We start from the raw sequence: 23,467 nt of genomic DNA, 5'->3' as shown, positions 1-23,467 counted from the left end.
ATTTTCACTTGGCACGCTTATTTCATGCTCAACGCAAACGGCAAGCCGGACCCCGGTCCTTAAGTCTCGTCCACATACGCGCCTCGAATGCGCCAGGTATCGAAGCCTGATCGACCCCCACCGGGTTGATCGGGCTTTTTTTATGGAGGCTGTTCATGCCGAACCATTTGACTCCCGACCTGCGCCCCACCGTTCACGTTGGCTTTCTGCTCTCGACCGAAGGCACCTACCGGCGCATGGGCCGCAGTGCCTTGCTCGGGTTGCAGGACGCGCTCGCCGAAGTCAACGCCGACGCCCGCCGCAGCGTGCGACTGGAGGCGATCTGCATCGACCCCCAAGGCGACCCGGCGGGCTACCGCCGCGGCATCGCGCAGTTGCTGAGTGCGGGGGTCCGGCACATTTTCGGCACCACGCTGTCAGCGAGCCGCAAGGAAATCATTCCGGACCTGGACCAGCACGGCGCGCTGCTCTGGTATTCGAGCCCCTACGAAGGTTACGAAAGCAGCGAAAACGTCTTGTACCTCGGCGGATGCCCTAACCAGACGCTGCTGCCGCTGCTGCGCTACGCCTTGAGCCAGTTTGGACGGCGGGCATTTTTGCTGGGCTCGAACTACGTCTGGGGCTGGGAAAGCAACCGCATTGCCCGGGAAGTGCTGGAAGCCAACGGGGCCGACGTGCTCGGGGAAAAGTACTGGCACTTGGGCTCGACCGGCTTCGACACGCTGATCGACGGGCTGATTCAGGACCCGCCGGCGTTCGTGCTGAACAACCTGGTGGGTGAGTCGTCCTACGCTTTTCTGCAGCAATTGGACCAGGCATCCGAGCACCATGGCCTGCGCCTGCCGGTGCTCAGCTGCAACCTGACCGAAGCGGAGCTCGAGGCGGTCGGCCCGATGCGGGCGCTGCGCCTGCTGTCGTGCGGGCCGTTTTTCGAAACCCTGAATCCAGCGTTTTGCGAGGGGCAGCAGCGTCATGGTCCGCGCACCTGTTCGCATTACTACACCAGCGCCTACACGGCGCTGAGGGTGTTCGCCGACGCCTTGCACACCAGCGAAGATGCATCGCCAAAAGCGATTTGCGAGCACCTTTACGGGCACCCGGTCGCCAGCGTGCTGGGCACCGTCAGCCTGTCGGCGCGCAATCATCACAGCGCGCTGGCCAGTCATATCGCTGAATTGCGCGATGGGCGCTTTCATGTGGTGCAGTCGGCGCCTCATGCGATCACCGCCGACCCCTATCTCACTGTTACGGATGTACACGCCGATGGGGTCGACCGACACGCCATCCCGGCGCCGTGCTTGAGGATAGTCAAATGAACACACGCGCCTTTCCTGCTTTCGACCAGGGCCACTTGCTGCTGATCGACTGCGATGAACGCAGTCAGGGCAATCTGGGCAAAAGCCTGCAACGCCTGGGGATTCACTCGCAGGTGCTCGAGCACGATGCGCCCTGTGACACCCGGGGCTGTTTCGCGGCGATCCTTGAGATCGAACATTTCGCCAGCCCACTCGCCGTTCAGGCCCTGAACGCGGCCAGCATTCCCATCGTCGCGCTGACGGCTCACGAAACCCTGTCGCAGATCCAGCGGGCACTGCAGCTCGGCGCGACGGCGTTGCTGAACAAGCCCATCAGCCAGGGCTCGGTCTACACCACGTTGATGATGGCGGTGGGATTGCGCGACCGTCAGCGCGCCGATGCCGAACAACTCAACGAGCTGCAACAGCGCCTGGCGCTGCGTCCGCTCATGGCCCAGGCCCTGGCGCGCTTGATGGTGACCCAGCGCATCAACGAGGCGACGGCGTACGAGCGCTTGCGCAGTCTGTCGATGCAGCTCAATCGTCCGATCGAAGCACTGTGTGTGGAACTGCTCGCGGCGCGGGACGAGGACCGCGCATGAACACCCTCAAAGCCCTGCTGCGTCGGCCGGCCGTGGCGGTTTCGCTGTTGTTTATCGTCACCGTGGTGCTGCTCGCGGCGCTGGCCCCGTGGCTAAGCCCCTTCGACCCGGACGAGCAATTCGTCGAGGGGCTGACGATGGAAGGCGCGCCCATGGCCCCGGCGACGCCGTACTGGATGGGCACCGACCTGCTTGGCCGTGACCTGCTGTCGCGGTTGATCTTCGGCGCGCGCACCTCGCTGTTCATCGGTGTGCTGGCCAACGGGCTGGCGGTGCTGATCGGTACGCTGGTGGGCCTGACCGCAGGCTTTGTGCGCGGCTGGCTCGGCAGCGTGTTGATGCGCCTGACCGACTTGATGATGGCCTTCCCTGCGCTGCTGCTGGCGATTGCCCTGTCGGCGATTTTCCAGCCCAGCGTGTGGATCGTGGCCATGGTCATCGCGATGGTCAACTGGGTGCAGATCGCCCGGGTCATCTACGCCGAAACCGTGGCGCTCAGTGCGCGGGACTTCGTTGCCGTGGAGCGCACCCTCGGCGCCAGTTCTATGCGCATTCTGTTCTCGCACCTGTTGCCCCATCTGCTGCCAACCATTCTGGTGTGGGCAACGCTGGGGATTTCCACCACTGTTTTGCTGGAAGCCACCTTGTCGTACCTTGGCGTGGGCGTGCAGCCACCGACGCCGAGCTGGGGCAACATCATTTTCGAGAGCCAGACGTACTTCACCTCGGCCCCGTGGCTGGTGTTCATTCCCGGCGCCGCGATCATCCTGCTGTCCCTGGCGTTCAACCTGGTCGGCGACGCCCTGCGCGACGAACTCGACCCCACACTCAAGGGGCGTCGCTGATGCTGCCGTTTATCTGCCGCCGGGTCGGCTACGCACTGCTGATTCTGCTCGGCGTGACCTTCATCACCTACCTGCTGCTGTTCCTGCTGCCCGCCGACCCTGCGCGACAGATCGCCGGGCGCAGCGCCACCCCTGAAGTGGTCGCGGCGATTCGGGCGCAACTGGGCCTGGACCTGCCCTTCTATCAGCAATACCTGAGTTATCTCGGCAACCTGCTCCACGGCGACCTTGGCCGCTCGTACATCCAGCGCACCGCTGTCAGCGAACTGATCGGCGCGCGACTGCGCCCGTCTCTGGAACTCATGGCAGCAGGGATCGGTTTCGAGCTGTTGATCGGCATCAGCCTGGGCATGCTCGCGGCGCTCAAGCGCGACAGCTTCGCCGACAAGCTGCTCATGGCGTTTTCCTTTGTTGGTGTGTCGGCCCCGCAGTTCATCGCCGCCATGCTGTTTCTGTACTTCTTCGCCGTGCAACTGGGCTGGTTCCCGCTGGGGGGCTATGGCGGCGCCAGCCATTTGATGTTGCCAGCGCTGACCCTGGGGCTGCTCGGCAGCGGCTGGTATTCGCGCATGGTCCGCTCTTCCATGATCGAAGTGCTGCATCAGGATTTCATCCGCACGGCACGGGCCAAGGGCCTGAGCCGGGCGCGGATCGTGTTCGTGCACGTGCTGCCCAACGCGATCGTGCCGGTGATCCCGATGATCGGCATCGACATCGGCGTGTTCATGGGCGGGCTGGTGGTGGTCGAGTCGGTGTTCGGCTGGCCGGGCATCGGTCAGCTCGCCTGGCAGTCGATCCAGCAAGTCGACATTCCGGTCATCGTCGGCGTCACCACGCTGTCGGCGGTGGCCATCGTGCTGGGCAACCTGCTGGCGGATCTGGTGATCCCCCTGGTGGACCCGCGCATCGACATCAAGCAGCACTGAATCCATCAACACAACGGGGCACAACAATGAAGATCAACGCGCTGACCCTGGCCGTGGCGGCCACGCTGTTTACCACGCCACTGTGGGCCGACACGCCGAAAAGCGGCGGCGATGTGGTGGTCACCTACCAGAACGATGTGGCGACCCTGGACCCGGCCATCGGCTACGACTGGCAGAACTGGTCGATGATCAAAAGCCTGTTTGGCCGCCTGATGGACTACAAGCCCGGCACCACCGAACTGGTGAAAAGCCTGGCCGAGGACTACAGCATTTCCCCGGACGGGCTGGTGTACAGCTTCACCCTGGTCAAGGGCGTGAAATTCCAGAACGGCCGTGAGCTGGTCGCCAATGACGTCAAGTATTCCCTTGAGCGCACCGTCAACCCGAAAACCCAGAGCCCGGGCGCCGGTTTCTTCAGCTCCATTGTCGGTTACGACGACGTGACCGGCGGCAAAAGCACGACCCTCAGCGGCATCAAGGTGGTCGACGACCAGCACCTGACCATCACGCTGAGCGCACCGAACGCCACCTTCCTGCACATCATGGCGATCAACTTCGCCTCGGTGGTGCCCAAAGAGGCGGTCGAGCAATGGGGCGCCGACTTCGGCAAGCACCCGGTGGGCAGCGGCGCGTTCAGCCTGGCCGAGTGGAAACTGGGGCAGAAACTGGAACTGGTGAAGAACCCTAATTACTTCCAGAAGGGCCTGCCCTATGTCGACAAGATCACCTTCGAGATCGGCCAGGATCCGACGGTCGCGCTGCTGCGCCTGAACAAGGGCGAAGTGGACATTGCCGGCGACGGCGTGCCGCCCGCGCAATTCCTGCAGTTCAAGAACGACCCGGCGTCCAGGCAGTTGCTGGTCACCGGCAACCAGTTGCAGACCGGCTACGTGACGCTGAAAACGACACTGCCGCCGTTCGATAACCTCAAGGTGCGCCAGGCCATCAATATGGCCATCAGCAAGGAACGCATCGTGCGCATCATCAATGGTCGCGCGGTGCCGGCGAACCAGCCGTTGCCGCCGGCGATGCCCGGTTACGACACCCAATACAAGGGCCTGCCCTACGACGTCGAAGGCGCGAAAAAACTGCTGGCCGACGCCGGTCTGGCCAAAGGTTTCGACACCGAGCTGTACGTGATGAACACCGACCCGCAACCGCGCATCGCCCAGTCGATCCAGCAAGACCTGGCCAAGGTCGGCATCCGCGTGCAGATCAAGTCCCTGGCCCAGGCCAACGTGATTGCCGCCGGCAGCTCCAAGGATCAGGCGCCGATGGTGTGGTCAGGCGGCATGGCCTGGATCGCCGACTTCCCGGATCCGTCGAACTTCTACGGCCCGATTCTCGGTTGCACCGGCGCGGTCGAAGGCGGCTGGAACTGGTCGTTGTACTGCAACAAGGCGCTGGATGAACGCGCCGCCAAAGCCGATGCCATGGCCCGTCCGGAACAACAGGCCGAACGCACCGAGGCGTGGAAGAAGATCTTCACCGACGCCATGGCCGACGCGCCTTGGGTGCCGATCTTCAACGAGCAACGCTTCACCGTGCGCTCCAAGCGCATGGGCGGCGACGACGCGCTGTACGTCGATCCGGTCCACGTGCCGGTCAACTATGACTCCATCTGGGTGAAGTGATTTCCCTTGGCCTGTCCCCCGGCAATCTCGCTGGAACAGGCCATTGCGCCTGCCCCCTTAGCCACGAGGACCGCACCCATGTGCCAGAACTGCCTGGTCAAGACTATTCACAGCGTCAACAGCCACTTTGGCTGGGACCACCGCTTTACTCCGGTCGAGCGCGTCGCGCCCGGCACCACCTTGCAAATGAACTGCCGGGATTCGTCCAACGGCTATTTCACCGCGCAGTCCCAGGCCGCGGACGTCAGCGTCATGCCCTTCGACCAGATCAACCCGGTCACCGGGCCGATCTACGTCGAGGGTGCCGAGCCTGGCGACATCCTGAAAATCACCCTGGACAGCTTTAAGCCCGGTGGCTTCGGCTGGACCGCCAACATCCCCGGCTTCGGCCTCCTTGCCGATCAGTTTCAGGCGCCGGCGTTGGCGCTCTGGCACTACGACACGCAGACCCTCGCCCCCGCCGCCTTTGGTGATTTCGCCAAGGTGCCGCTCAAGCCGTTCGCCGGGACGGTGGGCGTGGCGCCGGCCGAAGCCGGGCTGCATTCCATCGTGCCGCCGCGTCGGGTCGGCGGCAATCTGGACATCCGCGACCTGGCGGCAGGGAGCATCTTGTACCTCCCGGTGGAAGTCGCCGGCGCGTTGTTTTCCATCGGTGATACCCACGCGGCCCAAGGCGATGGCGAGGTCTGCGGCACCGCCATCGAGAGCGCCATGGACGTGGTGGTCACGCTCGACCTGATCAAGCAAACGCCCTTGGCCACGCCGCGTTTCAGCACGCCGGGACCGGTGACCAGCCACCTGGACAGCGCCGGCTACGAAGCCTTCACCGGCATCGGCCCGGACCTGATGCAGGCCGCCCGCCAGGCCGTGGCCAACACCATCGACTGGTTGTGCCGCGAGCACCGCATGCCGGCGGAACAGGCGTACATGCTGTGCTCGGTGTGCGGCGATCTGCGCATCAGCGAAATCGTCGACCTGCCGAACTGGGTGGTGTCGTTCTACTTTCCGAAAGTGGTGTTCCAGTGAAGCCAGACGATCAGCCGAGTCTGTCGGTGGAGCGGCTGAGCATCGACGTCGGCGGCGGCGCGTCACGGCGGCGGGTGGTCGATGAGTTGAGTTTCGCCCTGTACCCGCGCCGCACTCTGTGTATCGCCGGTGAGTCGGGCAGTGGCAAATCGCTGTCGTCCCTGGCGATCATGGGGCTGCTGCCCAAGGCGGCCAGCGTTCCCGGTGGCGCGATCCTGTTCGACAACCGCGACCTGCTGAGCCTGCCGGAACGGGACCTGCAACGCCTGCGTGGCAAGCGCATCGGCATGATTTTTCAGGAGCCGATGACGTCGCTGAACCCGCTGCTGACCGTCGGCCAGCAACTGGCGGAAACCCTGCGCCGGCATGAAGCGTTGAGTCGCAGTGAGATTCACCAGCGCTGCCGGGCCATGCTTGACGCCGTGCGCATGCCCCAGGTCGACAAGCGCCTGACCCAGTACCCCCATGAGTTATCCGGCGGCATGCGCCAGCGGGTGATGATCGCCATGGCGATGCTCTGCCAGCCGGAAATCCTCATCGCCGACGAGCCGACCACCGCACTGGATGTGACCATTCAGGCGCAGATTCTTGAGCTGATGCGCGAGTTGCAGCAGCAGTTCGCGACCAGCCTTCTACTCATTACCCACGACATGGGCGTGGTCGCCGAGATGGCCGATGAAGTGGTGGTGATGAATCAGGGCCGCATGGAAGAGCGCGGCTCCCTGCATCAGGTTTTCACCGACGCGCAAGCGCCCTACACGCGTAAATTGCTGGCCGCCGTGCCGGTGCTGGGCAGTGCGCCGCCACCCGAGATGTTGACCGAGCAACCAGTGGTGCTCGCCGTTCAGGACCTCAGCGTGCGCTTCCCCTTGCGCCATGGCTGGTTCGAAACCCCGCGCACCGTGCATGCAGTCGAGGGCGTGAGTTTCGAGCTGCGTCAGGGGGAAACCCTGGGGCTGGTGGGCGAAAGCGGCTGCGGCAAGTCCACCACCGGCAAGGCCTTGATGAACATGCTCAGCTATCAGGGCAGCGTGAAATTGCTGGGGCAGGAACTCAACGGTTTGCAGGGTGACGCATTGCAGCGGGTGCGCCGCGACGTGCAGATGGTGTTTCAGGACCCGTACGCTGCGCTCAATCCGCGCAAGACCGTGTTCGATCTGGTGGGCGAGCCGCTGCTGATTCACGGCAAGATGCCCGAACCCCAGCGGCGCGAGCGTGTGGCGCAATTGCTGCAACAGGTCGACCTGCCACGGGACGCCCTCGAACGCTATCCCCATCAGTTTTCCGGCGGGCAACGCCAGCGGATTTGCATCGCCCGGGCACTGGCGCTGAACCCCAAAGTCATCATCGCGGATGAATCGGTCTCGGCGCTGGATGTTTCGGTTCAGGCGCAAGTGCTGGCGCTGCTGGAACGGCTGCGTGCCGAGCATGGGCTGAGCTACCTGTTCATTTCCCACGACATGGCCGTGGTCGAACGCATCTGCCACCGCGTGGCGGTGATGTACGGCGGCCGCATCGTCGAAATCGGCGCCCGCGACCAGGTGCTGCACAATCCGCAACACCCTTATACCCGCCGCCTGCTCGCTGCAGTGCCGGTACCGGAAGTGGGCCGGCGCCGGGATTTCAAGAGCCTGCTCAAAGAGCTGGAACGGCCTGACCCGATCAAGGCAGCGGATTTTGTCGCGCCGGTGCAACGGTTTTCGGCGGTGGCGGCGGATCACTGGGTGGCGGTGGAGTGATAAAAGCGGTGACCGCTTAAAGCTTTTCCGCCGTCCACGGCAGCATGCGGCGCAGGGTCTTGTCGCGGACCATGCCGGGGCGCTCGCTGAGTGGGGGAATGTTTCTTGATGCCGCGAACCTTGAGGCCCCTGTCTTAAGGCAGTCTGAAGACGTCGCAAAGATCAGCAGGAAAGCCAGGCCAGGCAAATTTCTCACCTTCAGACTTCGTTAAGAATCGACCCCGATACTCCACCCCATCACCACTGGGGAGGAGCCACATCCATGCAGGGTCTGGACTGGAATAACCGATTACCACCGAACTCAATGCCGTCCGGTGCGCTGCCTCTGGATTTCCTGCCTATGGGATTCGGCACTGCGCAATCACCGGCCCTCTCGCTCAATCGTGCGCTGCCTCAGGAGCCACTGCGCGACGCCTACGAGACGTTCATCCAGCAGCGCTTCCGCCAGGCGCACAACGCCGAGATCCGTAGCTTCATGCCGGAGTTGTTCGGACTCCACGACAACACCGGCACGCTCTGTGCCGTGGCCGGCGTGCGTGTGGCGACCTCCGGGCCGCTGTTCCTGGAGCACTATCTCGACCAGCCTGTTGAGCACATGATCGAAGCCCGTGCCGGCCGGCCGGTGGACCGTCAGGGCATCGTCGAAGTGGGCAACCTCGCCGCCAGCAACCTGGGCAGCGCGCGGCTGAGCATCATCGCCGTGACCTGGCTGCTCGCCATGAGCGGCCTGGAATGGGTGGCCTTCACCGGCAACGCCGGACTGGTGAACAGCTTCAATCGCCTCGGCCTGCGCCCCCTCACACTGTGCCTCGCCGACCCTCTGCGCCTGGGTGAAGACCGGCACGCCTGGGGCAATTACTACGACTCACAACCCAGCGTGCACGTGGGCGACATCCGCTCCGGGTTCCTGCACTTGAGCAGCAGCGGCGTGTTTGAACGCTTCGGGTTGCCCCTGACGCTGGAGGACAGCTGTCATGTCGCCTGAACTGAGCAGATTCCGCCAACGCATCGCTGATCTCGCCGCCGGGCAGGCCGATGCGTGTGCGCTGTGGGGCGACGACCTGAAACTGAGTTATGCCGAGCTGGACGCCGAAATCAATCTGCGCCAGGAGAGGCTCAAGGACCTGGACGCAAGGGTCGTGGCCCTCGCCCTGGAGAATGGCCCGGACCTGTTGATCTGGGACCTGGCGATTCTGTTCGCAGGACTGGCCTGTGTGACGCTGCCGCCGTTCTTCAGCGCAGCCCAGCGCCGTCATTGCCTGGAGCAGAGCCAGGCTGACGTGGTCATTGCTGACGACGAGTACGCCAGTGAACTCGCCTCCTCGGCATTCCGTCATGAGGAGGGGTTCTGGCTGCGCACGAACCGTCAGCCGTCGCCCCTGCCCGAGGGCACGGCAAAGCTCACGTTTACCTCTGGCACGACCGGCACCCCCAAAGGCGTCTGCCTGGACGCCACCAGCGTGCTGACGGTGGCCATGGAGGTGCAGCGCGCCAGCGAGTCTCGCCAGCCCGCCCACCACCTTTCACTCTTGCCTCTGGCCATTCTGCTGGAAAACGTCGGCTGCTATGCCGCGCTTTACGCCGGGGCGATGCTGAGCCTGCCAAGCCAGCGAACCCTGGGCATTCAAGGGGCCAGCGGTGTGGAATTGCCGCGTCTGCTGTCGACGCTGGCGGTGCGACAGCCCCACAGCATGATCCTTGTCCCGCAGCTATTGCTGTTGCTGGTCAGCGCCTGCGAGATGGGCGCGTTTAACCCGGCAGCGCTGCGTTTCATCGCGGTGGGCGGCGCCAAAGTCACCCACGAACTGTTGCTGCGCGCCGAAGCCCTTGGCATTCCGGTGTACGAAGGCTACGGCCTGTCGGAGTGCGCGTCGGTCGTGGCCCTCAACCGCCCGGACGCCCACCATCCCGGCAGCGTTGGCAGACCCCTGCCCCATGTGCAGATACGCCTGGCCGAAGACGGCGAGGTCCTGATTCGCGGGTCGCGGATGCTGGGCTATCTCGGCGAGGCAGAACCCACACCGGAGTGGTGGCCGAGCGGTGATCTTGGTGAGTTTGACGCCAACGGTTACCTCTACCTTCACGGCCGCAAGAAGCATCAGTTCGTGACCAGCTACGGTCGCAACGTCAACCCTGAGTGGGTCGAGGCGGAGCTGACCCAACGCGGTCGGATCGCCCAGGCGTTTGTCTACGGCGAAGCCCTGTCACGCAATCATGCGTTGGTGTGGCCGCTGCGCCCCGACACCACCGACCTGCAGATCAAACAGGCTGTCGAGCAGGCCAACCAGGCACTGCCGGACTACGCACGCGTCCACAGCTGGACCCGTCTCGATCAGCCCTTCACCGCCGCCAATGGCATGGCCACCGCCAACGGCCGACCCCGGCGCGACGCCATTCTGGCGAACTACCGACATCTTTTCACCGAGCCCACGCGAGCAAAGGATCTTCAATCATGAGTTTTTTCCAAACGCTGCAAGACGCCACCCGCACCGAGCGCGAGACCCTGTTCAACCTGCCCGTCATTCATCAGGCGCTGCACGGTGAAGTCTCGCTGGAGAGCTATCGCGCCTTCCTGACTCAGGCCTACTACCACGTGCGGCATACCGTGCCATTGATGATGGCCTGTGGCGCGCGGCTGCCTTCCCGGCTGGAATGGCTGCGGGGCGCGGTGTGCGAGTACATCGAGGACGAATACGGCCACGAGCAGTGGATCCTCAACGACCTGCGCGCCTGCGGTGGCGATGCCGATGCCGTGCGCGAGGGTACGCCCGGTCTGCCCATCGAGCTCATGGTCGCCTACCTCTACGACCTCATCGCCCGGGGCAACCCGGTGGGACTGTTCGGCATGGTCAACGTGCTGGAAGGCACCAGCATCGCCCTCGCGACCCATGCCGCCGGCAGCATTCAGCAGCGCCTGGCACTGCCGGCCACTGCGTTCAGTTACCTGAGTTCCCATGGCAGCCTCGATGTCGGCCACATGGAAACCTATCGCACGCTGATGGACCGCCTTGACGATCCGGAGGATCAGGCGGCCGTGATCAAGGCCTCGAAAGTGGTCTACGGCCTGTACACCGACATGTTTCGTCAGTTACCCCTCGCCCATGCCGAACCGTTGAAGGAGCTCGACCATGCGGCTGTCTGAAGCGCGCGTGGTGCTGACCGGCGCCAGCGGCGGCATCGGCATGGCCATTGCTCAGGCGCTGTGCAGCCATGGCGCCGAAGTGCTCGCCGTCTGCCGCCATCAGGAGCCGCTGTTGCCGTTGCAACAGCAGTACCCGCATCTACTGCACTGGGTGAAGGCCGATCTGACCACCGCCGAAGGTCGTCAGCACGTGTTGATGACGGCGCAAGCGATGAACGGGGTGAACCTGCTGGTCAACGCCGCCGGCATCAATCATTTCGCCATGCTGGAACAGCTGCCAGGGCACGAGATCGATTCGATGCTCGACATCAACCTGAACGCGCCAATCCAGCTCGCCAGCCTGCTGTTGCCGCTGCTGCGCCAGGCCAGCCGCGCCATGGTGGTGAACGTCGGCTCGACCTATGGCTCGATCGGCTATGCCGGTTACGCCACGTATTGCGCGAGCAAGTTTGCGCTGCGGGGGTTCTCCGAAGCGCTGCGCCGTGAGCTGGCGGATACGCGGGTCGGCGTGCTGTACGTCGCGCCCCGCGCTACCCGCACGACCATGAACAGCCCCGCCGCACGCGCCCTTAACTCCGCCCTGAAAACCACCGAGGACGATCCGCAGACAGTCGCCGCCGCGGTTGTTCGCGCCATTGTCGGCAATCAGCGCGAGCTTTACATGGGCTGGCCTGAACAGTTCTTCGTCCGCCTCAACAGTCTGCTGCCTGCCGTGGTGGACCGCGGGCTGCGCAAACACCTGCCCCTCATTCGCCGCTTCAGCAGCGCCACTCACGAAAAGAGCACCAAGCCATGAAACGCCTACTCGTCGTACTGCTCGCCACCCTCGCCCTCCCGGTATGGGCACTGGATGCACCGGACCAGCAACGCCTGACCGGGATCCAGCAGGAGTGGGCACGGATTCAATACCAGTTGCCGGAAGACCAGCGCGTCGCGGCATTTGAACAATTGGCCGCCAAGTCCTCCGCGTTCACCCAGCAGCGTCCCGCTGTCGCCGAAGCCTGGATATGGTCGGGCATTGTCACCAGCAGTTGGGCCGGTGCCCAGGGCGGACTGGGTGCCCTGAGCAAAGTCAAAACGGCCAAAGCCGACCTCGAGAAAGCCATGACGCTGGACCCCAATGCCTTGCAAGGCTCCGCCTACGCCAGCCTGGCTGCGCTGTACGATCGAGTGCCCGGGTGGCCCATCGGGTTCGGCGACCCGGATAAGGCCCAAGCACTGCTGGAGCAGGCGCTCAAGCTCAATCCCGACGGCATCGATCCGCTGTACTTCTGGGGCGATCATCTTTACCGCCAAAGCCACTATGCCCAGGCGAAGGACGCGCTGGAAAAAGCCTTGCTCGCCGCGCCCCGACCCGGTCGCGAAGTGGCGGACAGTGGACGCCGTAAAGATATCCAGCTATTGCTGGTGGACGTAAACAAGAAACTGAAATGACGGAGCATTCATGCGTTTGCTGCTGGTTGAAGACGATGTCGCCCTCGGCGAGGGCATTCATCAGGCGCTGAGTCGCGAAGGCTACACGGTGGACTGGGTGAAAGATGGCGCCAGCGCCCTCCATGCCTTGTTGAGCGAGGTCTTCGATCTGGCCATTCTCGATCTCGGATTGCCCAGGCTGGACGGCCTGGCGGTGCTGCGGCGCCTGCGTGAAAGTGGCTCGGCTTTGCCGGTGCTGATCCTGACCGCACGGGACGCCACCGAAGACCGCATTGCCGGCCTCGACGCAGGGGCCGACGATTACCTGATAAAGCCCTTCGACCTGTCCGAACTCAAGGCCCGCCTGCGGGCGCTGTTGCGGCGCAGTGCCGGGCGCGCGCGGGTCACGATCGAGCACGCGGGCATCCGCCTGGACCCGACCACCCAGCAAGTCAGTTACAAGGATGATCCCGTCGCCCTCACCCCCAAGGAATACCAGCTGTTGTACGAACTGCTCTCGCCACCGGGCCGGGTGATGACCCGCGAACGCTTGATGCAGTTGCTGTACGGCTGGAACGAAGAAGCGGAGAGCAACACCCTCGAAGTGCACATCCATCACCTGCGCAAGAAGTTTTCCAGCGAGCTGATCCGCACCGTACGCGGCGTCGGCTACCTGGTGGAGGATCGCCCGTGACGTCGATCCGCCGCCGCACGCTGACCCTGATCCTTGGACTGGTGCTGATCGGCCTGCTGATCCTGACCCTGGTCAACCTCCATGACAGCAACCACGAAATCGCCGAAGTCTACGATGCCCAGCTCGCCACCAACGCCCGGTTGCTGCAGGGCGTGATGCGCATGCCCCTGGCGCGGCAGGAGCATGCGCAGTTGTACCAGGCGTTCAATCAGGCCCTGGCTCAGGCCGAACCGCGAGTCGACGGCCACCCCTACGAGAGCAAAATCGCTTTTCAGGTCTGGGACCTTCAAGGCCGGTTGCTGGTGCACACCCCCAGCGCACCGACCCTGACCCATGCGCCTCAATACACCGGCTTCAGCGACATCAATGATCTGGGCAAACATGAATGGCGCACCTTCGTGCTCAGGGACGAGCAACACGACCTGGTGATCTGGGTCGGCGAGCGCGACGACGTGCGCTCGGACCTGGTCAACCGCATCGTCCGCCACACGGTGATCCCCAATCTGATCGGCAGCCTGCTGCTGATGGGCGCGATCTGGCTGGCCATTGGCTGGGGCCTCAAGCCGCTGGCCGACCTGGCCGCCACCCTGCGCGGTCGTCATCCGGGCTCCCTCGAACCCTTGCAACTGGCGCCCCTGCCCAGCGAGCTGGAACCCATGCAAGCGGCCCTGAACCGATTGCTCGGACAGATTCAGGAGGTGCTGAGCCGTGAACGGCGCTTCATCGCCGACGCCGCCCATGAAATGCGCACGCCGCTGGCGGTGCTGCGGGTGCATGCACAGAACGTCCTCGAAGCGCGCGACGACGCGCAGCGCAATGAGTCCCTGAGCTACCTGATCGTGGGCGTTGATCGGACGACACGCCTGGTCAATCAACTGCTGACTATCGCGCGACTGGAGCCCGGCGCGGGGCCCGTACCGACGCGCAGCGCTGACGTGGTCGCTGCCGTGCGCGACAGCCTGGTGCAGATGACGCCGTGGGTATTGAGCCGAGGGCTGGAACTGGTGTTCGAATGCGCTGAGCCGTCCCGTGAGGTGACGACCGATTTCGCTGCCATCGACATCGCGCTGCAAAACCTGTTGACCAATGCCGTCAATTTCTCGCCTGCAGGGGGTCAGGTGAGTGTGACCCTGGGCTTCGGCGATGGCGCTTTCCGGCTCAGCGTTGCCGACGAGGGGCCTGGCATCGACGAAGCCGAGCGGGAGCGCCTGTTCGAACGCTTTTACAGCCGCGGCAATGATCAGGGCGTCGGCCTGGGCCTGACCATCGTGCAAACCATTGCGCGGCGCCTGGGCGGGGAAATCATCATGGAGAACCGCGCCGGGAAAGGCTTGCGCGCGACGCTATGTGCGCCAGCGAACAGACAGCCCTGAGAAAGCGTACTCACACTGTCGTGGTCTGAACGCATCGTTCACCAGGGCACATCAGTGCCGGCGCTCCGCTGCGCACACCGCCCAAAACGCTGCGTCCGCCGGAGTGCAAGTCATTTCAGGGAAACTAATGACGAGCACATGGACACGCACCAAACAGGCGATCTCACGGGTCAGGCTGGCGGGTCGCGCCGGGGCCCACCCGAAGCTGGCGTTCGCCTACGAGCGACTGCTGCGCGCCGAACTCTTCAACGCCGACCAGATGGCCAGCCACGGCATAGACCTGGCCACTCAGCATCAGCTCGGTGCAGTGACCACGCGGGACTTCCTGCTGGGCAGGCTGGATGACAACGAGGCATTGCTCAAGGAAAGCTGCAGCGCGTTGACTGAGGCCCAGGCCTCCGACCGCCGGATCACCCCCGCCGCCGAGTGGCTGCTCGATAATTTTTTCCTGATTGAAGATCACATCCGCACAGCCAGGTCGCACCTGCCCCAGGGTTACAGCCGTGAGCTGCCGCGCCTGAGCAATGGGCCCTCCAGCGGTTTGCCGAGGGTGTACGACATTGCCCTGGAGACCATTTCCCACGGTGATGGCCGCTTTGACGAACTGAGCCTTACGCGCTTCGTGGTGTCGTACCAGACGGTCATGCCGTTGGCGCTGGGCGAGTTGTGGGCCATCCCGATCATGCTGCGCCTGGCGTTGATCGAGAACCTGCGGCGGGTGGCCTCCCGGGTCATGGCCAACTGGGACGATCGAAACCTGGCTGATGACTGGGCCGAGCGGCTCATCGAGGTGTCCGAGCACGACGTGAAAAGCGTGGTGCTGACTGTCGCTGACATGGCCCATTCGTCCCCGCCCACAACCGCTGCTTTCGTTGCCGAGTTCGCCCGTCGGTTGCAGGGTCAGAGCGCTGCCCTGGCGCTGCCGCTCAACTGGATCGAGCAGTTGCTCGCCGAGACCGGTTCGAGCATCGAGCGACAGGTGCAATTCGATGCGCAGCAGCAGTCGGCGGATCAGATGTCCATCAGCAACAGCATCGCCAGCCTGCGCCTGCTGTCAGCGACCCCTTGGCGTGAGTTCGTCGAAGGGATGAGCCATGTCGAGCAGACCCTTCAACAGGACCCGGCCGAGGTCTATCCGCGCATGGACTTCGCCACCCGCGACAGCTATCGCCACGTCATCGAACGGCTGGCCAGGCGCAGTGGACGCACTGAAATATCCGTCGCGCAGACCGTTGTGGCGCTCTCCCGAGAACGCCGGAACGCGTCAGCCGGAGACGATCTCGCCCGCCATATCGGGTATTTCCTGGTCGGCCCCGGCATCGGGGTGCTCGAGCAAAAGCTGGGCGCCCGTGTGCCCTTTCACGAACGCTGGAAACGCCTGCTGCAAAGCTCACCGCTGACGTTTTACCTGGCACCTGCCGGTGCCCTGACCATTATTTTTGCGCTGCCGCTGCTGTCTTCGGCACACCGGGACGGGCTGCCTGATCTGGCGCTCATCGCACTGGCAGTGCCCTGCCTGGTCATGACCAGTCGCCTGGCCTTCAGCCTCATCAACTGGCTGGTCACCTTCAGCCTGCTGCCCGCCATGCTGCCGAAGATGGATTACGCCAACGGGATTCCCGATGAAGCGCGCACGCTGGTCGCCATTCCCACGCTGATCGGTTCGCGCGCGGACGTCGACGACCTGGTAGAGGGCCTGGAAGTCAGGTTCCTCGCCAATCGCGACAGCAATCTTTTCTTCGCGCTGCTGACCGACTTTCTCGATGCGCCGGCCGAAGTGCAGGCAGCGGATGCAGACCTGCTCGACTATGCCTCGGCGGCGATCAACCGACTCAACGGCAAATACGAGGACGAACTGCCCGCGCGGTTTTTCCTGTTTCACCGCCCGCGCCGCTGGAACGCCAGTGAACGCGCCTGGATGGGCCACGAGCGCAAACGCGGCAAGCTGACTGACCTCAACGCCTGGCTGCGGGGTGCGGACGACAACCGTTTTACCACCATCGTGGGCGACACCTCTGCCCTTGGCGCGGTGCGTTATGTGCTGACCCTTGATACCGACACGCTCCTGCCGGGAGAGGTTGCCCGCCAATGCGTGGCCGCCATGATGCACCCGCTGAACCGCCCGGTGTTCGACGCGCGACGTGAGCGTGTCATTTCCGGGTACGCGCTGTTGCAACCCCAGGTCGGCATCAGCCTGACCAGCACCCCCCGCTCGATCTATTCGCGCCTGTTTGGCAGTGGCGGCGGCGTTGATCCCTACACCCGGGCGGTCTCGGACATTTACCAGGACCTGTTCAAACAAGGCTCGTTCATCGGCAAGGGCATCTATGATGTCGACGCGTTCACCTGTGCGCTGGAGGGCTGTCTGCCGGACAACCAGGTCCTCAGTCACGATTTGATCGAGGGCTGCTACGCCCGGTCAGGCCTGCTCAGCGATGTGCAGTTGTACGAGCAATACCCGTCTCGCTACAGCGTGGACGTCAAGCGACGCCATCGCTGGATTCGCGGCGACTGGCAGCTGATCCCCTGGATTCTGCCCTGGACCCTGAATACCCGCGGCCAATGGGCACGCAACCGTCTCGATGTCATGGCCCGCTGGAAGATTCTCGACAACCTGCGCCGCAGCCTTGAGCCAGCGGCAGTGTTGCTGATGCTGGCCTGGGGCTGGTTCGCCAGCAGTGAACCGCTGGCCTGGACCTTGGCGGTGGTCGGCTTGCTGGTCATGCAACCGTTGCTCAGGACCCTGACCGACGGGTTGCAACCGCCGTTGAACGTGCCTTACCGGCAATACCTGGCCGCGCTGTGCAGGAGTCTGGGGCAGGACCTCGCCCAGATCGCTGCCACCGTCGCATGGTTGCCGTTCGAGATGTATTACAGCGTGGGCGCCATTGCCCGTTCGCTCTGGCGCATCCTGTTCAGCCGTCGCCTGTTATTGCAGTGGCAACCCTCCCGGGAAGTGGAGCGCAACACGCAGAACCCGCTGCCGGGACTCTACCGCGAAATGTGGGCAGGCCCTGCCCTCGCCCTCTGCGGGCTGGCCGGTTTGATGAATGACCCGCTGGCTCTGCTGATTGCCATGCCGTTCCTGCTCGCCTGGGCTGCCGGCCCCTGGATCGCCTGGCGCCTGAGCGCGATGCCGGAAAATGCCGTGTTCGAGCCCTCGGTGGACGCACTGCGCTTCCTGCAGGTGCTCTCGCGGCGGACGTGGGCGTTCTTCGATGACTTCGTCGGGCCCCAGGATAACTGGCTGCCCCCTGACAATGTTCAGGAGGAGCCGAAATCGGTGATCGCCCACCGGACCTCGCCGACTAACATGGGCATGGCGCTGCTCGCTCATCTGGCCGCCCACGACTTCGGTTACCTCAGCACCGACCGGCTGCTGCAGCGTTTGTCCGCATCGCTGGACACCATGGACAGCCTGGAGCGGTACCAACGACATTTCTACAACTGGTATGACACGCAGACACTCAAGCCCCTGCGCCCTCAGTACATCTCCACCGTTGACAGCGGCAACCTGGCCGGGCACCTGCTGACCCTGCGCGCCGGCTTGATCCAGCTGCCCGACGCTGCGGTGTTCGATGCCGCCATGCTCAAGGGCCTGCGCATCACGCTGGACACGCTGCTTGAAACGACGGACACCGCTGGCACGTTGACCGCGCTCTATCCCCTGCTCGACGAGCCCGCCGGAACCGATGACACCGGTGCGCTGTTGACGGCGTTACAGACCGTCCGTGCCCGGGTTGCAGCCATGGCAGCCGGTGGCAGCGAAGAAGGCGTGTATTGGCAAAACGCCTTGCTCGCGCAGTGTGACGACTGGCTCGCGGCCCTCGAACGCTACCGACTGCCGCCGCCTTTGGCCGGCCGCCAACCCCGTCGCCGCACACTGCGGGCGCTGTCCCGGCTGGACGAAGCTGACTGGGCTGCGGAGGATCACCCGCGCATAGCAGCAGTGCGCAGAACGGCCCTCGACGCTATCGCCCGGATTGATCGCCTGATTCTGCTGACGAGCGATCTGGCGCAGATGGACTTCTCCCTGCTCTATGACAACAAGCGCGACTTGTTCGTGATCGGCTACAACGCCGACGAGCGTCGCCTGGACACCGGTTATTACGACTTGCTGGCGTCAGAAGTGCGCCTGACCAACTTCGTGGTGATCGCCCAGGGGCAGATTCCGCAGCGAGCGTGGTTCACCCTCGGGCGACTGCTCGGTGACTCCGCCGGCGTACCGACCTTGATGTCCTGGTCCGGCTCGATGTTCGAATACCTGATGCCCATGCTGGTCATGCCCAACTACGACGGCAGTCTGCTTGACCAGACCTGCCGGGCGGCGGTGGCCGTGCAAATCGAACACGGCAAACGTCTGGGCATCCCGTGGGGGGTGTCGGAATCGGGCTATTACACACTGGATGCGCACTTTAATTATCAGTACCGGGCGTTCGGCGTTCAGGCCCTCGGCCTCAAGCGCGGCCTGGGCGACGACGTGGTTGTCGCGCCTTACGCCAGCGTCCTGGCCTTGATGGTGGACGCCGACGCGGCCTGCAAAAACCTGCAGCGTCTGGCCCGCAAAGGCGCCTCCGGGCGCTACGGATTCTACGAGGCCGTCGATTACACCGAAGCGCGTCTGCCGCGGGGCCAGCGTTACGCCTGGGTGCAGTCCTTCATGGCGCACCATCAGGGAATGAGCCTGCTGGCGTTGACCAGTGTTCTGCTCAACCAGCCCATGCAACGGCGGTTTGAGTCGGACCCTGCCCTGCAATCGGCCCTGCTGCTGTTGCAAGAGCGGGTGCCGAAAGTGGCCGCGCCTTACCTGCAAACCGCCCAGCAGCCCGCCGCCAGTGATACCGGCGCCGGGCAGGAGAACGACCTGAGGGTGTTTGCCAACCCGGGGCATAAGCGCCCGGCGGTGCAATTGCTCTCCAACGGCCGGTACCACGTCATGCTCAGCAGCGCCGGCGGCGGGTACAGCCGCCTCGACAACATGGCCGCCACCCGCTGGCATGAAGATGCGACCCGGGACAACTGGGGCATGTTCTGTTACCTGAGAGACGTTGCCACAGGCGCCGTCTGGTCCAGTGCCTTTCAGCCGACCTTGCACCGGGCCGAGAGCCACGAGGCTATTTTCAGCGATGCCCGCGCCGAGTTTCGCACCCGGGAACTGGGTTTCGACACCCACATGGAAATCGTCGTCTCCCCTGAAGACAACATCGAACTGCGGCGCCTGCACGTGACCAACCGCGGGGAGTCTACGAAGACGCTGGAGATCACCACCTACGCGGAAGTGGTGCTGGCGTCACCGGAAACGGACGCCATGCACCCGGCGTTCAGCAAGTTATTCGTGCAGACCGAATTGCTGTTGCCGCTGCAAGCCATCGTCTGCAGCCGTCGCCCGCGGGCCAGCGATGAACACACGCCGTGGATGTGCCACCTGCTGGCGGCCCATGGCGTTGATATCCAGGCCATCTCCTACGAGACCGACCGCGCCCGCTTCATTGGCCGAGGCCGCAGCACCCAGTCGCCGGCCGCGCTGGACCCGGACTGCGAGCAACTGTCAGGCAGCGCCGGCCCGGTTCTGGACCCGATTGTCGCCATCCGTTGCCGGATTACCCTGCAGCCCGGGCAGCAAGGCACCATCGATCTGGTCACGGGCGTGGCGGACAGCCGCGAAGACTGCCTCTCGCTGATCAACAAGTACCGGGACCGACACTTGGCGGACCGGGTCTTCGATTTGTCATGGACCCACAGCCAGGTGCTGCTGCGTCAGCTCAACGTTTCCCCCGCCGACGCCCGTTTGTTTGAACAGATGGCCTCTTCCCTGATTTACGCCAACGCAGGCTTGCGCGCCGACAGCACCGTGCTGACGGCCAACCTGCGCAATCAGCAGGGCCTGTGGGGGCAGTCGATTTCAGGCGACCTTCCCATTGTGCTGTTGCAGGTCAGAAGCCTTGAGAACATCGAGCTGGTCCAGAAGATGATTCAGGCCCACGCCTACTGGCGTCAGAAAGGCCTGCTGACGGACCTCCTCATCTGGAACGAAGATCAGGTGGGTTATCGCCAGCAACTGCAGGACGCGATCATGGGACTGGTCACTTCCGGCAGCGAAGCCACGCTGGTGGATCGGCCGGGCGGCATATTCGTGCGCATGGCGCAGCAGATGTCCAACGAAGACCGCACGCTGATCCTGTCGGCCGCGCGGCTGGTGTTTTCCGAAGGCCTGGGCACCCTGGCCGAACAGGTTCACCGCCGCCGCGTCGTGCGGGTGCACGCGCCGTTTGTCGCTACCGTGGTTCATGTGCCAGCGCCATTAAAGGCCCTTGCGCCGTTGCCCGTTTCGCTGCCGCTGAGCAACGCTTACGGTGCGTTCAGCCAGGACGGCGACGAGTACATCATCAACGCCCCGGCCTCCCATCCCACGCCAGCTCCTTGGGCCAACGTGATTGCCAATGCCCAGATGGGCACGGTGGTCTCGGAGTCCGGCAGTGCTTACACCTGGGCTGAAAATGCCCACGAATACCGTTTGACTCCCTGGCACAACGACCCGGTGAGCGACCCCGTCGGCGAGGTCATTTACCTGCGCGATGAAGACACCGGCCTCTTCTGGTCGGCCACCCCGCAACCCGCTTCGGGCACTGGCGCTTACCGAACCCGCCACGGCTTTGGTTACACCGTGTTCGAGCACGAGGAAGACGGCATCCACAGCGAGCTCTGGGTTTACGTGGCGCTGGATGCACCGATCAAGTTCTCCAGGCTGGTGCTGCGCAATGTCTCGGGGCGAGAGCGCAACCTGACGGTGACCGGCTATGTGGAGTGGGTGCTGGGCGATCTGCGCAGCAAATCAGCCATGCACGTGGTCACCCATTCGGACCCTGCCAGCGGCGCACTGTTTGCGCGCAACGCCTGGTCGGTGGAATTCAGCGAGCGCGTGGCGTTTTTCGACACCGACACCGTCGATCACAGTGTCACGGCGGACCGTACCGAATTCATCGGACGTTGCGGCAGCCTGCGGTCGCCCGCCGCGATGCGGCACAAGGGGCTGTCGGGAAAAACCGGTGGCGGTCTGGACCCGTGCGCTGCGATACAAGTGACATTGGCGCTCGCACACGGGCAAGGCACCGAAGTCATTTTGCGCCTGGGTGCGGAGAAAAATCCCCAGGCAGCCACCCAGTTGGCGCAACGCTACAAAGGCGTGCAGGTGGCGGCGGAGCAGTTGCAGAAAGTCAAAGACCACTGGCGTTCGGTGCTCTCGGTGGTTCAGGTGAAGACCCCGGTACCGGCCCTGGATGTGATGCTCAACGGCTGGTTGATGTACCAGGTGATCGCCTGCCGGTTTCTCGCCCGCAGCGGTTATTACCAGTCGGGTGGCGCCATCGGCTTTCGCGATCAGTTGCAAGACATCATGGCGATGATTCATGCCGATCCGGCGGCTGCGCGGACGCATCTGTTGCTGTGCGCCAATCATCAATACGCCGAGGGCGATGTTCAGCACTGGTGGCACCCTCCCCTCAATCGAGGCGTGCGCACGGCCTGCTCCGACGATTTCCTGTGGCTCGTCGCCGCCACCAGCCGCTACGTCGAGGTCACCGGTGATCTGTCCGTGCTGGACGAACCCGCCGGCTACCTCGAAGGGCGCGCGCTGGGGCCGGGGGAAGAATCCTATTACGACCTGCCCGGTCTCTCTCCCTTGCAGGAGCCGCTGTATCGGCACTGTGTCCGCGCCATCGAGCACAGCCTGAGCCGTGGCGAACACGGTTTGCCGCTGATGGGCAGTGGCGACTGGAACGACGGCATGAACCGCGTGGGCTATCTCGGCCGGGGTGAAAGCGTCTGGCTGGGCTTCTTCGGGTGCCATGTGCTTGAGCGCTTTGCGCGGGTGGCCGAACGCCACGGCGACAGCGAATTCGCTGCACGTTGCGGTGAACAGGCGAAACAGCTGCGCGACAACCTGGAAGCGTCTGCCTGGGATGGCGCGTGGTATCGCCGCGGCTGGTTTGACGACGGGCAACCTCTGGGCTCATCAGTCAACGATGAGTGTCGGCTGGACTCCATCGCCCAGAGTTGGTCGGTGTTGTCCGGCGCCGGATCACCCGCCCGGCAGCAACGGGCGATGCAGGCGGTGGATCAGTACCTGGTCAAGCCGGACATCCGCGCGGTCCTGCTGCTCGATCCGCCGTTCGACAAAGGCCTGCAAGACCCGGGCTACATCAAGGGATATGTGCCGGGCGTGCGCGAAAACGGTGGGCAGTACACCCATGCGGCGGTCTGGGCGGCGATGGCGTTCGCGCACTTGGGCGACACGGCCAAGGCCTGGCAATTGCTGCACATGATCAACCCGGCCGACCCCCTCAACAGCGCCAGGATCGACACGTATAAAGTCGAACCCTATGTGATGGCGGCCGATGTCTACGGCACTGCACCCCATGCGGGGCGCGGCGGCTGGACCTGGTACACCGGCTCCGCTGGCTGGATGTACCGCTTGGGCGTCGAGTCACTGCTGGGGCTTCAGCGCAGCGGCAACCTGCTGCAGCTGAACCCGTTGATGCCGGAAGACTGGCCGGGGTTCAACCTGAGTTACCGCTTTGCAGGGACGCAGTACCACTTCGAGGTGGTCCGTGGCGAGACGGCCGGCAGCTCGATGACGCTGGATGGCACGCCGGTGGACGGAATGACACTGACGCTGGTGGACGATGGCGTAGAGCGCTGGGTTCGCATCCAGTGCGGCGGTTCGCAGCCGGCAGCCCCCAAGCCGGTGGATTACGCGAAAGCGGCCGATGATTGACCTCC

15 protein-coding genes are annotated in these 23,467 nt (G+C 64.1%); all 15 read left to right on the top strand.

Going from position 1 to position 23,467, the window contains the following annotated elements; genetic code table 11:
• Window positions 1-155: 155 nt before the first annotated feature.
• The 15 genes from BBI10_RS12700 to BBI10_RS12630 all read left to right on the top strand — a co-directional run bounded on the left by BBI10_RS12700 (window position 156) and on the right by BBI10_RS12630 (window position 23,462).
• Complete coding sequence (locus BBI10_RS12700; protein WP_065988866.1) at window positions 156-1,316, top strand: transporter substrate-binding protein; 1,161 nt, start codon at window positions 156-158, stop codon at window positions 1,314-1,316.
• Window positions 1,313-1,897, top strand: a complete 585-nt coding sequence (locus BBI10_RS12695) for an ANTAR domain-containing response regulator (protein WP_065988865.1) — start codon at window positions 1,313-1,315, stop codon at window positions 1,895-1,897. The genes BBI10_RS12700 and BBI10_RS12695 overlap by 4 nt, the downstream gene beginning before the upstream one ends.
• The gene (locus tag BBI10_RS12690) at window positions 1,894-2,742 is read left to right on the top strand and encodes an ABC transporter permease (RefSeq protein ID WP_065988864.1); all 849 of its coding nucleotides are present in this window, start codon (window positions 1,894-1,896) and stop codon (window positions 2,740-2,742) included. Before BBI10_RS12695 ends, BBI10_RS12690 begins: the two co-directional genes overlap by 4 nt.
• The gene (locus BBI10_RS12685) at window positions 2,742-3,668 is read left to right on the top strand and encodes an ABC transporter permease (protein WP_065988863.1); all 927 of its coding nucleotides are present in this window, start codon (window positions 2,742-2,744) and stop codon (window positions 3,666-3,668) included. Before BBI10_RS12690 ends, BBI10_RS12685 begins: the two co-directional genes overlap by 1 nt.
• A 26-nt stretch (window positions 3,669-3,694) precedes the next feature.
• Complete coding sequence (locus BBI10_RS12680; protein WP_065988862.1) at window positions 3,695-5,302, top strand: ABC transporter substrate-binding protein; 1,608 nt, start codon at window positions 3,695-3,697, stop codon at window positions 5,300-5,302.
• Between the two features lie 78 nt (window positions 5,303-5,380).
• Window positions 5,381-6,328, top strand: a complete 948-nt coding sequence (locus BBI10_RS12675) for an acetamidase/formamidase family protein (protein ID WP_065988861.1) — start codon at window positions 5,381-5,383, stop codon at window positions 6,326-6,328.
• Window positions 6,325-8,067, top strand: coding sequence for an ABC transporter ATP-binding protein (locus tag BBI10_RS12670; RefSeq protein ID WP_065988860.1), 1,743 nt, complete (start codon window positions 6,325-6,327; stop codon window positions 8,065-8,067). Before BBI10_RS12675 ends, BBI10_RS12670 begins: the two co-directional genes overlap by 4 nt.
• Before the next feature lie 262 nt (window positions 8,068-8,329).
• Window positions 8,330-9,052, top strand: a complete 723-nt coding sequence (locus tag BBI10_RS12665) for a thermostable hemolysin (RefSeq protein ID WP_083233096.1) — start codon at window positions 8,330-8,332, stop codon at window positions 9,050-9,052.
• Window positions 9,042-10,523: an AMP-binding protein gene (locus BBI10_RS12660; RefSeq protein WP_065988858.1), complete on the top strand. Its 1,482-nt coding sequence runs from the start codon at window positions 9,042-9,044 to the stop codon at window positions 10,521-10,523. The genes BBI10_RS12665 and BBI10_RS12660 overlap by 11 nt, the downstream gene beginning before the upstream one ends.
• Complete coding sequence (locus BBI10_RS12655) at window positions 10,520-11,209, top strand: TenA family transcriptional regulator (RefSeq protein ID WP_065988857.1); 690 nt, start codon at window positions 10,520-10,522, stop codon at window positions 11,207-11,209. The genes BBI10_RS12660 and BBI10_RS12655 overlap by 4 nt, the downstream gene beginning before the upstream one ends.
• Entirely contained in the window at window positions 11,196-12,005 is an 810-nt protein-coding gene (locus BBI10_RS12650; protein ID WP_065988856.1) for an SDR family oxidoreductase, read from the top strand. The genes BBI10_RS12655 and BBI10_RS12650 overlap by 14 nt, the downstream gene beginning before the upstream one ends.
• Window positions 12,002-12,643: a tetratricopeptide repeat protein gene (locus BBI10_RS12645; protein ID WP_065988855.1), complete on the top strand. Its 642-nt coding sequence runs from the start codon at window positions 12,002-12,004 to the stop codon at window positions 12,641-12,643. The genes BBI10_RS12650 and BBI10_RS12645 overlap by 4 nt, the downstream gene beginning before the upstream one ends.
• A 10-nt stretch (window positions 12,644-12,653) precedes the next feature.
• A complete protein-coding gene (locus BBI10_RS12640; RefSeq protein ID WP_065988854.1) occupies window positions 12,654-13,316 on the top strand; it encodes a response regulator in 663 nt (220 codons plus the stop codon).
• The gene (locus tag BBI10_RS12635; protein WP_065988853.1) at window positions 13,313-14,689 is read left to right on the top strand and encodes an ATP-binding protein; all 1,377 of its coding nucleotides are present in this window, start codon (window positions 13,313-13,315) and stop codon (window positions 14,687-14,689) included. Before BBI10_RS12640 ends, BBI10_RS12635 begins: the two co-directional genes overlap by 4 nt.
• Before the next feature lie 127 nt (window positions 14,690-14,816).
• Window positions 14,817-23,462, top strand: a complete 8,646-nt coding sequence (locus BBI10_RS12630) for a GH36-type glycosyl hydrolase domain-containing protein (RefSeq protein ID WP_065988852.1) — start codon at window positions 14,817-14,819, stop codon at window positions 23,460-23,462.
• The last annotated feature ends 5 nt before the right edge of the window (window positions 23,463-23,467 follow it).

This window comes from Pseudomonas graminis (assembly GCF_001705435.1).
Classification (GTDB): Bacteria; Pseudomonadota; Gammaproteobacteria; order Pseudomonadales; family Pseudomonadaceae; genus Aquipseudomonas; species Aquipseudomonas graminis_B.
This window is presented reverse-complemented; position numbering and strand designations above follow the sequence as displayed.

Coding starts and splice junctions, on each gene's coding strand:
- BBI10_RS12700 (WP_065988866.1), top strand. CDS start 156: ATGCCGAACCATTTGACTCCCGACCTGCGCCCCACCGTTCACGTTGGC.
- BBI10_RS12695 (WP_065988865.1), top strand. CDS start 1,313: ATGAACACACGCGCCTTTCCTGCTTTCGACCAGGGCCACTTGCTGCTG.
- BBI10_RS12690 (WP_065988864.1), top strand. CDS start 1,894: ATGAACACCCTCAAAGCCCTGCTGCGTCGGCCGGCCGTGGCGGTTTCG.
- BBI10_RS12685 (WP_065988863.1), top strand. CDS start 2,742: ATGCTGCCGTTTATCTGCCGCCGGGTCGGCTACGCACTGCTGATTCTG.
- BBI10_RS12680 (WP_065988862.1), top strand. CDS start 3,695: ATGAAGATCAACGCGCTGACCCTGGCCGTGGCGGCCACGCTGTTTACC.
- BBI10_RS12675 (WP_065988861.1), top strand. CDS start 5,381: ATGTGCCAGAACTGCCTGGTCAAGACTATTCACAGCGTCAACAGCCAC.
- BBI10_RS12665 (WP_083233096.1), top strand. CDS start 8,330: ATGCAGGGTCTGGACTGGAATAACCGATTACCACCGAACTCAATGCCG.
- BBI10_RS12660 (WP_065988858.1), top strand. CDS start 9,042: ATGTCGCCTGAACTGAGCAGATTCCGCCAACGCATCGCTGATCTCGCC.
- BBI10_RS12655 (WP_065988857.1), top strand. CDS start 10,520: ATGAGTTTTTTCCAAACGCTGCAAGACGCCACCCGCACCGAGCGCGAG.
- BBI10_RS12650 (WP_065988856.1), top strand. CDS start 11,196: ATGCGGCTGTCTGAAGCGCGCGTGGTGCTGACCGGCGCCAGCGGCGGC.
- BBI10_RS12645 (WP_065988855.1), top strand. CDS start 12,002: ATGAAACGCCTACTCGTCGTACTGCTCGCCACCCTCGCCCTCCCGGTA.
- BBI10_RS12640 (WP_065988854.1), top strand. CDS start 12,654: ATGCGTTTGCTGCTGGTTGAAGACGATGTCGCCCTCGGCGAGGGCATT.
- BBI10_RS12630 (WP_065988852.1), top strand. CDS start 14,817: ATGACGAGCACATGGACACGCACCAAACAGGCGATCTCACGGGTCAGG.